Origin of the sequence: Methylobacterium sp. C1, from assembly GCF_001854385.1 — a bacterium.
GTDB classification, from domain to species: Bacteria; Pseudomonadota; Alphaproteobacteria; order Rhizobiales; family Beijerinckiaceae; genus Methylobacterium; species Methylobacterium radiotolerans.
Genome location: NZ_CP017640.1, coordinates 4,302,492 through 4,314,943, shown reverse-complemented (window position 1 = coordinate 4,314,943; position 12,452 = coordinate 4,302,492). Strand labels below are relative to the sequence as shown.

The following is a 12,452-nucleotide window of genomic DNA, read 5'->3' as shown; positions in this document are numbered from 1 at the left end:
TCAGGCCGCCCGGCTCAGGGAGGGCTGGGCGAGGCTCGCCACGTAGGACTCGACCCGGCCGATGAAGGCCGCGAGATGCGGGGCGACGCCCCGGAGGCTGGCCAGATCCCGCACCAGGATGTCCCGCGACAGCGCCCTGTCGCCCTCGCTCGGGGCGTCGGCGAGATAGGAATCGACCGCGTGCTCCGCGATATTGATCGCGCCGGCCCGACCATCCTCGGCGAGCGCTCTGATCACCTGCTGGATGGCGGGCTGCATTGCGGGTCCTTTCCTGGGGCGCGGCCCCGTCCGCGACGGGCTGGCCGGCTTCATGCGCTTCGATCGGGCCCGCCGCGAATCCCCTGCGCGAGCCGTTCTGAGAAGCCGGCAAAGCTGACTTGAATCAAGGCCTTCCGCGAGGGCGCAGAGCGGCCATTCGCTCAGCGCATGCTTCCTCGGGGAGCTCTGCGGATGCAACACTCTCTTAAATCGGAACCGATAGGGCTCGCGGCGCGTTGCCTGTCTCACCCTGACCCATTGTGCGCCGCACGTCGCCGTGTCACCCTTCCGTCATCATCGGGCGGCGGGGGCTTGAACCATGCGGCACGCGGATGGCGGTATCTCGTGTCAGGTCTTCGGCCCGCTGCGATGGCGCGGCTGGACGCACGCCGCGTGCCGGTCGCGGCAGGTGGCGAGTTTCGCCCTGCTGGGCACGATCCTCACGATGGGCGGTGCCACGACCCACGCCCATGCCCGGCTGGTCCTGCCGGATCAGGTGAGCGCCGCCGAACCGACCGGTCCGGTACGGGCGATCGCCGGCTGGACGGATTTCTGCACCCGCACACCCCAGGAATGCACGGTCGACACGGCCGAGCCGGCCGAGATCCCGCTGACCGTGGCGGTGTGGCGGACCCTCCAGAGCGTCAACCGCCGCGTGAACGCGCGCATCCGGCCGATCACCGATCAGGCGCACTGGGGCGTCGTCGACCGCTGGGACTTCCCGGATGACGGGTTCGGCGATTGCGAGGATTACCAGCTGCTGAAGCGGCGGATGCTGGTGGAGCGCGGCCTGCCGCGGCGCGCCCTGTTGATGACCGTGGTGATCGACGAGACCAACGAGGGCCACGCCGTGCTGACGGTCCGGACCGACCGTGGCGATTTCGTCCTCGACAACAAGACCGACGCGATCCGCTCCTGGCGCCGCACCGGCTACAACTTCATCAAGCGGGCCGGCCAGGACGGCGCGGCCTGGGTGTCCCTGGAGGGCAAGGACGGCACCGCGCAGGTGGCCACCGCCGAGCCCTGAACCCGGTCAGGCGCCGACCAGCATCGCGGCGAGGTCGAGGGCGACACGGCCCGAGAGCAGGCTCCAGCCGCACGCGATGACGGTCGCCAGCATCACGAACGGGATCGGGCGCCGCTCGATCCGCCGGCCGCGCACCGTGTTGCGCAGGATGATGAACGGCGCCGAGAAGGCGAGCATCGGCAGCGCGGCCACCGCCGGCAGACCGCCGCGCTCCAGCAGGCTGAAGCTCGCCCGCCGCGCCGCGAACAGCTCGAAAGCGCTGGCGATCAGGCCGGACAGCGCCAGTCCGATGCACAGGGTCCGGATCGACTCGAGGGCGGCGGGCGTGAGGACCATTATTCGCGCTCCTGATACAGGTTGAGCGCACTGTACTCACGCCGTTTACCGCTTGTTAAGCACGAGCCTTCGTTAGCGTTAATCCGTGCACAGGTGCGGGCCGGCGGGATCCGGCCCGGGACGTTGGAGGCGCCGAGGCGCGGCGCCTCAGGCCTCTTCCTCGAGATCGATGTCGAGGATCGCCATCCGGAAGACGAAGGAATCGTCGCCGTCCTCCTTGTCGTCGGCGATCACGCCGATCGACTCCTCGCCGATGAACACCTCGGCGGAGTCGCCGGTCTTCATCGCCATGAGGCGGATATTGTTGTTCGCGAACTTGCGGCGCAGATAGTCCTGAAGCTTCGCGGTCTCGGCTTTGGTCACGCTGGTCGATCTCCCCTGGCGGCGCTGGCGCCGCGGATGGGCCGAGGGCTTGCCACGCCGCGGGCGGAGCGGCAAGCGCGACCACTCCGGGTCAGATCCCGTCGCCCAGGTGGATGAACTGGTCGAGGGCGACGAGCTGGTCCATCGCCCGGGCCGGATCGTCGCAGCCGGCGGTACCGACCACGCGCGCCGGCACACCGACGACCGTCGTGTTCGGCGGCACCGGCCGCAGCACCACAGAGCCCGCCGCCACCCGGGCGCAGGCCCCGACCTCGATGTTGCCCAGGATCTTGGCGCCGGCGCCGATCATCACGCCGCGGCGGATCTTGGGGTGGCGGTCGCCGCGCTGCTTGCCGGTACCGCCCAAGGTCACGGCGTGGAGGATCGACACGTCGTCCTCGATCACCGCGGTCGAGCCGACCACGAGGCCGGTGGCGTGGTCGAGGAAGACGCCCCGGCCGATCCGCGCGGCCGGATGGATGTCGCACTGGAACACCTCCGAGACCCGGCTCTGGAGGTAGAGGGCGAGGTCGCGCCGGCCGCGGTTCCAGACATGGTGGGCGAGGCGGTAGGCCTGCAGCGCGTGGAAGCCCTTGAAGTACAGGACCGGCTCCAGTGCCCGGAGCGTCGCCGGATCCCGGTCGATCACCGCGCCGATATCGGCGCGGAACGCCTGCCCGATCCCCGGATCCGCCGTGATCGCCTCGTGGAAGGCGTGGGCGACGAGTTCGGCCGGCAGCGACGGGTGCCCGAGCCGGGCCGCGACCCGGTGGGAGACCGCGCCTTCCAGGGTGGCGTGGTTCAGGATCGTCGCGACGATGAAGGAGGCGAGCTGCGGCTCGGTCCGCAGGACGTCCTCCGCCTCGTCCCGCAGCCGCGACCAGACCGGGTCGACGACCGCGAGGTCATGCGAGGGGTGATTGAAGGCAGGACTGGCGCTCATGGGCGGATGCTCACGTCCGGGACTTCGCAGGGTTAGCCGATCGCGCGTGCGGCGGGGCCGGTCCAGCGCCCGCGCGGACGGGCGGATCTCCCGCCCGGGGCGGAGGTGGGCCGCAGGGGCGCCGGACCGCGGGTTCTGCCCTAGCGTGGTGCGCTGCACCGCGGCGATCAAGGGCCGGCGCGGCCCTGAGGTCGCATCGGTCGCATGGCTGTCAGCGACCGGCGGCGGGTCAGTCCGCCAGCGGCACGGGCTGCCCGAACCGCGCCTCGATCGCCGCCGTCAGGCGGTCCAGCATCGTCTGGACCGGGATGTTGGAGGTGTCCACCGTGGCCGGGGCCCGGGCGTAGAGCGGCTCGCGGCTCGCCAGCACGGCGCGCAGCTCCTGCATCGCGGAGGCGTGATCACCGGTTGTGGCGAGGTGCCCCTGCTCGCGGACGCGGCTCATGTGCTCCTCCGGCCGGGCGCGCAGCCAGATCGTGTAGAACGCCTGCAGGAGCAGATCGTATGTGAGCGGTTCCGCGACGATGCCGCCGCTGGTCGCGAGGATCAGCGGCCCGGGATGCTCCGTGAGGCGCCGCAGGGCCGCCTGCTCCAGCCGGCGATAGCCCTCCTGGCCGTAGATCGCGAAGATCTCCTGGACCGAGAGGGCGTTCTCGCGCTCGATCTCGGCGTTGAGCTCCACGAAGGTCCAGCCGAGGCGCTCCGCCGCGAGCTTGCCGAGGGTCGACTTGCCGGCGCCGCGCAGGCCGATCAGCGCCACGCGCGGCCGGTTGCTCGATTCGGGCCGGCTGCCGCCGGAGAGCGCCTCCTTGGCGGCGACGATCTGCGCCGGGCTCGCCTGCGCGAGGAGGTCGCGCACCACCGGCCAGTCGGGCAGCGCGTCGTTGCCGGTGATCAGGTCGTCGAGCCGCACGCCCATGGCGTTGGCCACCCGCCGCAGCAGGATGATCGACACGTTGCCCTGGCCACCCTCCAGCTGCGCGATGTAGCGCTCGGACAGGCCCGAGGTCTGCGACAGGACCTTGCGCGACAGCCCGCGCACGGTGCGCGCGTGTCTGACGCGCCGCCCGAGGTCCGTGAGAAAGAGAGATTCCTGTTCTACCACGCCGGTCATGGCGCCGTCCGCTTTCCTGCCAGCTCGAAAGCAGAGTCCGTGCCCTGCATGCCTGCCGCTTCGAGATCCATCGCGCTTTGACGTTCCGCCGGACAGGATACTGCCCGAACGTGCGCGCGTGGACCGGCGTTTCCTGCCCTGAGATCTGTCGTGCGCCACCCGCGTACGGCCGCTGTCTTGCGGCGCCGGTCCGTACCGTAGCGATCCAACCACGTTGCTGGCGTGGCGCCTATGTGTTGCGGATCGACCCGATGGTCAAGCCTTGGGCATGATCCTTGTGTGGGCAGAGGGCCCGGCCGGCCGGCGGTTTCCCGGTGCGCGGCCGGTTCGGAAGGGCGCGCTACTCGACCGGCAGGGCCGTGGCCTCCTGCACCGGCGCGGCGGCCGGCGCGCGCCGCGGTGTGGCGGCGGCGAGCATCTGGAGCGACGGCCGGCGCGGCGGCAGCGGCACCTCGACGGCCTCGACCGCGGCCTCGGTGGTCGGCGCCGGAGCGGCCGCGGGGGTCATCGCAGCGGGGTGGCCTCGGGCTGCGGAGAGAGCCGGAGCTCCGCGATCTGCGCCGGCGCGGCCGCCGCGACGGCGCTGCCCAGGGCCGCGGGCGGCGCGGCGGTAGCGGCACCTCCACGGCGGGCGCCGCGGCGGCCTGCGCGGTGCCCGGGGCCGGGCCCGGAGCCGCGGCGGCCGGGTCGATGGACAGGCTGGCGAGCTCGATCGCCGCGCCGGCCAGGGCGGCGGGCCGGCGCGGCGGCAGCGGTACCTCGACGGTCTCGGTCGGAACCTCCGCCACCGCGGCGGCGGTGGGTGCGTAGGCCAGGGCGGCGGCAGCGGGGTTGTTCCGGGTGTCGGCGACGCCGCCGCCGAACAGGCTCGCCAGGGCGCTGGCCGACGCTGCCACCGGCGCGACCACCGAGGCGACTTCGGTGGAGATGCCCTGGCGCTTGGCGGCGTAGTAGTAGCCGCGGTTGTAGTACTGGTAGGCTTGGCTGACGTTGCCCTTGGCCGTGCGGTAGGCGCCCGCCAGATAGGCCACGCCGTAGCGCAGGTTGGTCTCCGGATCGTACAGGCCGGCGGCGTCGCCGGTGTAGCCCAGGCTGCGCGCGGTCGCGTGCTTGATCTGCATGAGGCCGAGGGCGCTGCCGCCCTTGGCCCGCGGGTTGTAGTTGCTCTCGCGCTTCACCACGGCGTGCACGAAGCTCGCCGGAACGCCGTTCGCCTTGGCCTGCTGCTCGATCAGCGCGTCGATATTGTCGCGCGCGCCCTGCCCGAAGGCGGCGGCGGGCGCGACCGCGAGGACGGCGGCCAGGATGAGGCGATGCATTCCGAGACCCGGTGCTGCTTGTTCTGTGGTCAAGCTAGGTCACGGGGAAATGAGGCCGGAAAGCGGCCCCGGTTCGGCAGCCTGTGGGCGACCGGGGCGACGGGCCCGCTTGTGATCCGCGCGCCACAGGGCGGCGCGCGGACGCGGTCGGCCGGTCAGGGGAGGATGAGGCGCTCGACCGCGCGGGCGAACCCGTCGGCGTCGTTGCTGTCCGTGACCGCGCTCGCGGCCGCCTGGACGCTCGCCTCGGCATTGCCCATCGCCACCGCGTAGCCGCTCTGCGCGAACATCGGGCGGTCGTTCCCGGCATCGCCGAAGGTGGCGATCCGCTCGCGCGGGATGGCGAGGTGCGCGCTCATCCAGGCGACGAAGCGACCCTTGTCGAGATCGGGCGGAGTCACGTCGAGATAGTAGGCCTGCGAGCGGTGGACGGTGGCCCGGCCTGCCAGTGCCGCGGCGATGCGCGTCTCGCAGGCCGCGAGGTGGGCGTGGTCGCGGCTGACGCCGACGATCTTGGCGGCCGATCCCGTGAGCGTGCCGAGATCCGCCACGACCCGGGGCTCCGCGCCGATCGTGCGGCGCTCCAGGTCGGTGTAGGGACCGTCCGGGTCGCGCAGGCACCACGCGCCGTCGGCGAAGACCCACACATCCAGCCCCTCGGCCAGGAGCCGGTCGAGGGCCGACCGGGCCGCCGCCTCGGGAATGGTCCGCTCCTCGATGATCGACAGGTCTGGCCGGACGACGCTCGCGCCGTTGAAGGCCCCCATCGGCAGGTCGAGGCCGAGTTCCGCCACGAGGCTCCGCAGGCCGATCGGGGGCCGCGCCGAGGCGATGCTGAAGCCGATCCCGGCCGCGCGCAGGCGGCGCACGGCCGCCACCGTCGCCGCGGTCAGGCGCTTGTCGCCGGTCACCAGGGTGCCGTCGACGTCGGAGATCACCAGCGCGATCCCCGCGGCCTTGCCGGCTTCTGCTGTCATCGCGTCACTCCCTGCCCGGATCCCGGCGCGCCGCGGCGGCGAGTTCCGCCACGACCCGGTCGGCAATCGCCTCGGGCGGCTCGAGGATCCCGATGGTGATCGGGTGCTCGTCGGCCCCCGGGACCTCGAGGGTCGCGAACTGGCTGTCGAGGAGGACCGGCGACATGAAATGGCCCTGGCGCTCCGCGAGGCGCCGGGCGATCAGGGCCTTGTCGCCGTCGAGGTAGACGAGGCGAACGCGCCGGCTGCCCCGGGTCAGGACGTCCCGGTACGCGCGCCTGAGGGCCGAGCAGACGACCACGCCGGACTCGCCGGCGTCGAGGCGCTGCTGGATCCAGGTCGCGATCCGGGCGAGCCAGGGCGCGCGGTCCGCGTCGTCGAGGGCGTGGCCCGCGCGCATCTTCGCCACATGCTCCGGTGTGTGGAAGCTGTCGCCGTCCACGAAGATCCAGCCGAGCTTCTCGGCGATCAGCGCCGCCACGGTACTCTTCCCGGACCCCGAGACACCCATGACCACGAGCACTTGAGCGGCCGTCCGGGCATCGGGCGTCGGCTGTGATTGGGACGTCATCCGGATCACCGTGCCTCCGAGGTGCGCCGGGGGCGCCGCGCGTCGCAATCATGCGGAGCGGGCGCGAGGAAGGGAAGATCGCCGCGCCCGACGGCGCCGCCGCGGCCGCAGGAACCGGGGCGCGGCCGGCCGCGTTGATGCCCCAGAACGCGAACAATCAGGGAACATCAGTCGCATGGCCACCACCACCGCGAAGGCGACCTCGAAGGCGGGCCGGGATTCCGGAGCGCGCCAGGACGCGCCGGAGAACCCCAAGACCGACCCGAAGGACGTGTCGAACCAGATCAAGGATCCGGACCAGTGGACGACCGGCGGCGAGCCGATGACCGGCGCGCAGGCCTCCTATCTGAAGACGCTGTCGGAGGAGGCGAAGGAGCCGAAGGCGTTCGACCCCGACCTCGACAAGGCCGAGGCCTCGAAGCGGATCGACGACCTGCGCCATAAGGCCGGCCACGCCTGAGCCGTCACGGGCGCGCCCTCGCGGGCGCCCCGTCACCGTGCCGGGCGGTGCCTATCCCGCCCGGACTCGGCCCGATCCCCTGTTTCGAACACTTCGTTAAGCCGGCGGCAATCGGGCTCGGGTACCAGCGTTCGGAGCGCGTGATGTCACGCGGACAGTGGGACTGGAAGGCGCGTTCGACCATGGAAGAGCCGGGCGGCGACGGAGCGGGGCTGCGCGCTGTGCGATCCTGGGCGGCGTCCGCCCCGTCGGGTCGGATCCGGGCCGCGGCCGCACGGTTCGCCCGCGACCTCCGCGGATCCACCGCGACGGAGTACGCCCTGCTCGGTGGCCTGATCTTCATCGTCGCGGTGGGCAGCATCCGCTACTACGTATCCCGCGTCAGCGCCGTCTACGGCGACATCACCGCGGCGGTGACCCAGGGGCAGTGACGGGCAGCGAGCGGATCGCGCCCGGTCCGGCCGGCCCTGGGCGTCGATCGGCAGATCCGTTACCGCCGACAGCGTCCGGATTTGTGTCCCGATATTTCGGCCGCGGGCGATACGCCCGGCATTTGTCGTTCCAGTGCCCCGAAAAAGCTGTGCTTAACGAGGATGACTTAGCAGTCTCGGCCGTGGCGGGCGGAGTGTGGCTCACCCGCTACGGACACCTGGGCCGCTATGGGCTAGGCACGGGCTCGGCAATACCGATGGGCAACATCTGGATGCGCAAACTTCCCCTCGTCCTGCTCGCCGTCACGGCGATGTCGGGCTGCACGTACCTGCCCGCGGCGGGTCCGACGGCGAGCGCGATCCAGGCCGGGGCTGAGGTCGCCACGGCCGACGGGGGCCTGCTCGCCCGCTACGAGATCATCGACGTCACTCCCTCCGTGGTCGAGGCCCTGCGCGGCCGGCCGTTGGACAGCCTGCTCGCCTCCTTCGGCGACCACCGCCCCTCCTCCGAGCCGGTCATCGGCATCGGCGACATGGTCTCGGTCTCCATCTGGGAAGCCGGGTCCGGCGGCCTGTTCTCCGGGCCCCTCGTCGCCGACCGCTTCTCCGCAGGTTCCAAGTCCGCCCTCATCCCCGAGCAGCCCGTCGGGCGCGACGGCGCCATCTCGGTGCCCTACGCCGGCCGCATCAAGGTCGCCGGCCGCCGCACCCAGGACGTCCAGGCGCTCATCGAGAACGAGCTCGCCGGCAAGGCCATCCAGCCGCAGGTGCTGGTCTCGGTCACACGCCCGATCTCCCAGGCCGTCACCGTCACCGGCGAGGGCGCCGCCGGCGCCCGCCTGCCGCTCTCGGGCCACGGCGACCGCATCCTCGACGTCATCGCCGCCGCCGGCGGCAACCGCGCGCCGGTCAACGAGACCTTCGTGCGGCTCTCGCGCGGGCCGGTGACCGCGACCGTGCCGCTGACCACGGTGGTGTCGAACCCGCGTGAGAACATCTACCTGCGGCCCAACGACGTGCTGACCCTGGTGCGCGACCCGCAGACCTTCATCGCGGTGGGCGCGCTGGGCAACAGCACCGAGCTGCCGTTCCAGGCCGACGGGATCACGCTGGCGCAGGCGCTGGCCAAGGCGCGCGGCCTGTCGGACTTCGCCGCCGACCCGGCCGGCACCTTCATCTTCCGGTTCGAGCCGGCCAGCGTCGTGCGTCGTCTCAGCCCCGGCTCGAAGCTGCTCGGCACGCCTCTGGTGCCGGTGGTCTACCGGATCGACATGCGCGACCCCAACAGCCTGTTCGTGTCGCAGGCGTTCCGGATGCGCAACCGCGACCTGATCTACGTGTCGAACGCGCCCTTCACCGAGGTCCAGAAGGTCCTCACCGCCTTCAACGGCGTCACCGGACCGGTCGCCTCCGCGGCGACGGCCTACGCCTACGCCAAGTAGGCACCGGAATCAGGCACCGGGTCGCCCAGAGGACCGCCGCGGAAAAAAATCGCGTTTCGGCGCGTCCTCGCGTATGGGCACTGGGTGCGGGGCGGGATCGAGGCTACGGAGCCGCATCCGCCGTCGCGCCGACGTGTCGCGCAAGGATGCCCAGAAGAGCCCGATGAAGATCGGACGTTTCGTCCCCGCCCGCGGGCCGCTCCGGCCCGCGCTGATCGCCCTGAGCCTGTGTCTCGCGCTCCTGCCGGCCTCCCGCGCGGCGGCCGACGTGGTGATCGGCGTGGCGGTTCCGCGGTCTGGCCCCTACGTGGCGGTCGGCGAGCAGGTCCTGCGCGGCGTTGAGGCCGCGGCCCGGGACGCCAACGCCATGGGCGGCCTCGACGGCCAGCCCGTGACCCTGGACGTGCAGGACGATGCCTGCGACTCGAACACCGCGATGGCGGTGGCCAACCACTTCGTCCGGTCCAACGTCCGGCTCGTCGTCGGCCATGTCTGCTCGAACGCCTCCATCGCGGCCTCCGACATCTACGCGCAGAACGGGGTGGTGATGATCACCGCGGCCTCGGTGGCGGCGCGGCTCACCGACCGGGGATTGCCGAACATCTTCCGGGTCTGCGGCCGCGACGACGATCAGGCCCGCCTGTCCGCCGCCGTGCTGGCCGAGCGGTTCCGCGACCGGAAGATCGCGCTGATCCAGGACCAGACGCCGGCGGCCCGCAGCCTCGCCGCCGCCACCAAGGACAACCTCAACCGCATCGGCGTGAACGAGGCGCTGTTCCTGTCGTTCTCGCCGAGCGACGCCGACGACGCCGCCCTGGCCGACCGCCTCAAGAGCGCGGGGATCGAGGTCGTCTACTACGGCGGCGACGCCGCCGAGATGGGCCGCCTCGTGAAGATCGCGGCGGACCGGGGCTTCCGCCCCCAATGGTTCGGCACCTCGGCGATCGCCACGCCGGACTTCGCCAAGATCGCCGGGTCCGCGAGCAACGGCGTTCTGATGACCTTCTACCTCGACCCGAGCCGGCAGCCCGCCGCCGCGGCCGTCGTGAAGGCCTTCAAGGCCGAGGGCGTCGATCCCACCGGCTCCACGATCTACGGGTACGCGGCCATGCAGGCCCTGGTGGCGGCCGGCAACTTCGCCCACTCCACCGAGCCGAGGCCCATCGCGCAGGCGCTGCACACCGAGCGCTTCGATCTCGTGCTCGGCACCGTCGGCTTCGACGCCAAGGGCGACGTCACCGCGCAGGGCTACGTGCTCTACGTATGGAAGGACGGGAGCTTCACGCCGGCCGGCAAGTGAGGGGTGGGCTCCTCATCACAGGGCCTGCGCGGCGTCGACCTCCGCGCCGCGGCCGAGCCCGCGCAGCAGCTCGGCGAGATGCGGGCGGACCCGCAACTGCAGGGCGTGCAGCCGCCGCACCGCCGCGCTGAGTTCCCCGTCCCGGTCCAGCATCGCGTCGGCGAAGCCGATCATGCGCGCGTTCGGCCAGGCCGGCTCGCGCAGGGCGTGGAGGCGCTCCACCAGGGCGGCGGCGGGCGCGTCCGGCTCGGCCTGCGCGAACAGGGTCAGCAGCGCCGCGGTGGAGCGCGACAGGCCGTAATGGCAGTGGACCAGGAGATGGCCGGCGCCATCGAGGGACCGCCCGAAATCGAGGATCGCCGCGACGTGCTCCGGTTCCGGCGGGACGAGGCCCTCGCCCGGACCGAGGCAGTCGTGGAACCGGAGGGTCGTGCGGGCGTGGGCGCCGTAGGCGGTGAAGGCCGCGGGCTCCGACGTGCCGGGATCGAGCAGCGACAGGACGTGGCTCACGCCGCGCGCGCTGTGGCCGGCCAGCTCCTCCAGGCCGCAGACGGTGTGCAGGGTGACGGCGGGCTCGGTGCGCATCCCGGGCGCCTAGCACGGGCGCGGGCCGGTTTCGAGGCGCGACGGAACTGCCCCGGCCGCCCGCGGCTTTCGAGAACCGGCACGCACGTGCTACCTGCGACCCCCGATCCGGCCCGGCCGGGCCGGACCTGATCGGACGAGATGCCGTTGGACGAACCTCACCTCGCGCGATCCCCCGCGGCCGGGACGCGGCGCCGCAGCGTGCTGACCGCCGGCCTCGGCGCGGCCGCGGCGCTCACCGGTCCGCTCGCCGCGCCGGCCCGGGCCGAATCCGCCCCGGAGCTGCGCTGGCGGCTGTCCTCCGCCTACGCCAAGACCCTCGACATCCTGTACGGTGCGCCCGAGGCGCTCAGCCGGATCGTCGCGGAGGCCACCGACGGGCGCTTCCAGATCCAGGTTCAGGGGCCCGGCGAGCCGGTCCCGGCCGAGGGCCTGCTCGACGCCGTGGCCGCCGGCACCGTCGAGATGGGCCACGGGCCGGCGACCCTCGGCATGGCCAAGGATCCGACCTTCGCGCTGGCGACTGCGGTGCCCTTCGGCCTCAATGCCCGGGGCGCCGCCGCGTGGTGGCAGGCGGGCGGCGCCGCCGAACTGTTCGCCGAGGTCTTCGCCAAGGCCGGGCTGGTCTGCCTGCCGGGCGGCAACACCGGCGCCCAGATGGGCGGCTGGTTCCGCCGCGAGATCAAGAGCCTCTCCGACCTGCAGGGGCTGAAGTTCCGGATCGGCGGCATGGGCGGGCAAGTGCTCGCCAAGTTCGGCGTGCAGCCGCAGGCGGTCCCGGGTCCCGAGATCTACGCGGCCCTGGAGAGCAAGAAGCTCGACGCCGCCGAGTGGATCGGCCCCTACGACGACGAGCGGCTCGGCCTGCAGAAGGTCGCGCCGATCTACCACTATCCCGGCTTCTGGGAGGGTGGCGCCATGCTGCACTTCTGGTTCAACGCCGAGAAGTGGAAGGCGCTGCCGAAATCCTACCAGGGGATCCTCCGGGCCGCGGCCGCCGAGGTCGGCGCCGACGTCCAGGCGAAGTACGACGCCCGCAACCCGCAGGCCCTGCGCCGGCTGGTGGCCGGCGGCGCGCAGCTGCGGCCGTTCCCCCAGGACGTCATGGAGGCCGCCCTCAAGAACGCCAACGACGTCTACGCCGAGATGGCCGCCAAGAACGCCGATTTCCGCCGCGTCTACGAGGCGATGCGGACCTTCCGCAACGAGGAGTACCTCTGGTTCCAGGTGGCGGAGTACACCTACGACAACTTCATGATCCGCGCCCGGGCGCGGGGCTGAGGCGCGCGCCGCCGCGGGAGGCCGGCTCGGCGCCGCGGGTCCGTC

At 72.3% G+C, this 12,452-nt stretch carries 15 protein-coding genes; 6 read left to right on the top strand and 9 right to left on the bottom strand.

The window, feature by feature from the left end; translation table 11 throughout:
- Window positions 1-258, bottom strand: coding sequence for a hypothetical protein (locus BKE41_RS19955; RefSeq protein ID WP_012320711.1), 258 nt, complete (start codon window positions 256-258; stop codon window positions 1-3).
- A gap of 319 nt (window positions 259-577) precedes the next feature.
- On the opposite strand from BKE41_RS19955, the gene BKE41_RS19950 reads away from it, so the two are divergent.
- The gene (locus BKE41_RS19950; RefSeq protein ID WP_012320710.1) at window positions 578-1,285 is read left to right on the top strand and encodes a transglutaminase-like cysteine peptidase; all 708 of its coding nucleotides are present in this window, start codon (window positions 578-580) and stop codon (window positions 1,283-1,285) included.
- 6 nt (window positions 1,286-1,291) lie between these two features.
- On the opposite strand, the gene BKE41_RS19945 is transcribed toward BKE41_RS19950, so the two are convergent.
- The 7 genes from BKE41_RS19945 to BKE41_RS19915 all read right to left on the bottom strand — a co-directional run bounded on the left by BKE41_RS19945 (window position 1,292) and on the right by BKE41_RS19915 (window position 6,908).
- Window positions 1,292-1,621: a hypothetical protein gene (locus tag BKE41_RS19945; protein ID WP_012320709.1), complete on the bottom strand. Its 330-nt coding sequence runs from the start codon at window positions 1,619-1,621 to the stop codon at window positions 1,292-1,294.
- 147 nt (window positions 1,622-1,768) lie between these two features.
- Window positions 1,769-1,984 carry a DUF3126 family protein gene (locus BKE41_RS19940; protein ID WP_012320708.1) on the bottom strand — a complete coding sequence of 72 codons (216 nt, stop codon included), beginning with the start codon at window positions 1,982-1,984 and terminating at the stop codon, window positions 1,769-1,771.
- A gap of 91 nt (window positions 1,985-2,075) precedes the next feature.
- Window positions 2,076-2,927: a serine O-acetyltransferase gene (gene cysE / locus BKE41_RS19935; RefSeq protein ID WP_012320707.1), complete on the bottom strand. Its 852-nt coding sequence runs from the start codon at window positions 2,925-2,927 to the stop codon at window positions 2,076-2,078.
- A gap of 229 nt (window positions 2,928-3,156) precedes the next feature.
- Window positions 3,157-4,041 (bottom strand): helix-turn-helix transcriptional regulator, encoded by an 885-nt coding sequence (locus tag BKE41_RS19930; protein WP_012320706.1) that lies wholly within the window; start codon window positions 4,039-4,041, stop codon window positions 3,157-3,159.
- Window positions 4,038-5,360, bottom strand: coding sequence for a transglycosylase SLT domain-containing protein (locus BKE41_RS32205; RefSeq protein WP_245295817.1), 1,323 nt, complete (start codon window positions 5,358-5,360; stop codon window positions 4,038-4,040). The genes BKE41_RS19930 and BKE41_RS32205 overlap by 4 nt, the downstream gene beginning before the upstream one ends.
- A 155-nt stretch (window positions 5,361-5,515) precedes the next feature.
- Entirely contained in the window at window positions 5,516-6,337 is an 822-nt protein-coding gene (locus BKE41_RS19920) for a Cof-type HAD-IIB family hydrolase (RefSeq protein WP_053622660.1), read from the bottom strand.
- Between the two features lie 4 nt (window positions 6,338-6,341).
- Window positions 6,342-6,908 (bottom strand): gluconokinase, encoded by a 567-nt coding sequence (locus BKE41_RS19915; protein WP_024829134.1) that lies wholly within the window; start codon window positions 6,906-6,908, stop codon window positions 6,342-6,344.
- Between the two features lie 175 nt (window positions 6,909-7,083).
- Between BKE41_RS19915 and BKE41_RS19910 the strand changes: the two genes are divergently transcribed.
- The 4 genes from BKE41_RS19910 to BKE41_RS19895 all read left to right on the top strand — a co-directional run bounded on the left by BKE41_RS19910 (window position 7,084) and on the right by BKE41_RS19895 (window position 10,541).
- The gene (locus BKE41_RS19910) at window positions 7,084-7,368 is read left to right on the top strand and encodes a DUF3072 domain-containing protein (RefSeq protein WP_012320702.1); all 285 of its coding nucleotides are present in this window, start codon (window positions 7,084-7,086) and stop codon (window positions 7,366-7,368) included.
- Between the two features lie 143 nt (window positions 7,369-7,511).
- Window positions 7,512-7,799 (top strand): hypothetical protein, encoded by a 288-nt coding sequence (locus BKE41_RS19905; protein ID WP_071000021.1) that lies wholly within the window; start codon window positions 7,512-7,514, stop codon window positions 7,797-7,799.
- 272 nt (window positions 7,800-8,071) lie between these two features.
- On the top strand, window positions 8,072-9,241 hold the full coding sequence (locus BKE41_RS19900; protein ID WP_024829136.1) for a polysaccharide biosynthesis/export family protein: 1,170 nt from the start codon (window positions 8,072-8,074) through the stop codon (window positions 9,239-9,241).
- 163 nt (window positions 9,242-9,404) lie between these two features.
- A complete protein-coding gene (locus BKE41_RS19895; protein WP_012320699.1) occupies window positions 9,405-10,541 on the top strand; it encodes a branched-chain amino acid ABC transporter substrate-binding protein in 1,137 nt (378 codons plus the stop codon).
- 15 nt (window positions 10,542-10,556) lie between these two features.
- Here the strand turns inward: BKE41_RS19895 and BKE41_RS19890 are convergent, their stop codons facing one another.
- Window positions 10,557-11,126, bottom strand: coding sequence for a protein-tyrosine-phosphatase (locus BKE41_RS19890; protein WP_071000020.1), 570 nt, complete (start codon window positions 11,124-11,126; stop codon window positions 10,557-10,559).
- Between the two features lie 147 nt (window positions 11,127-11,273).
- Here BKE41_RS19890 and BKE41_RS19885 point away from each other — a divergent pair, with 147 nt between their 5' ends.
- The gene (locus tag BKE41_RS19885) at window positions 11,274-12,407 is read left to right on the top strand and encodes an ABC transporter substrate-binding protein (protein WP_244413111.1); all 1,134 of its coding nucleotides are present in this window, start codon (window positions 11,274-11,276) and stop codon (window positions 12,405-12,407) included.
- The last annotated feature ends 45 nt before the right edge of the window (window positions 12,408-12,452 follow it).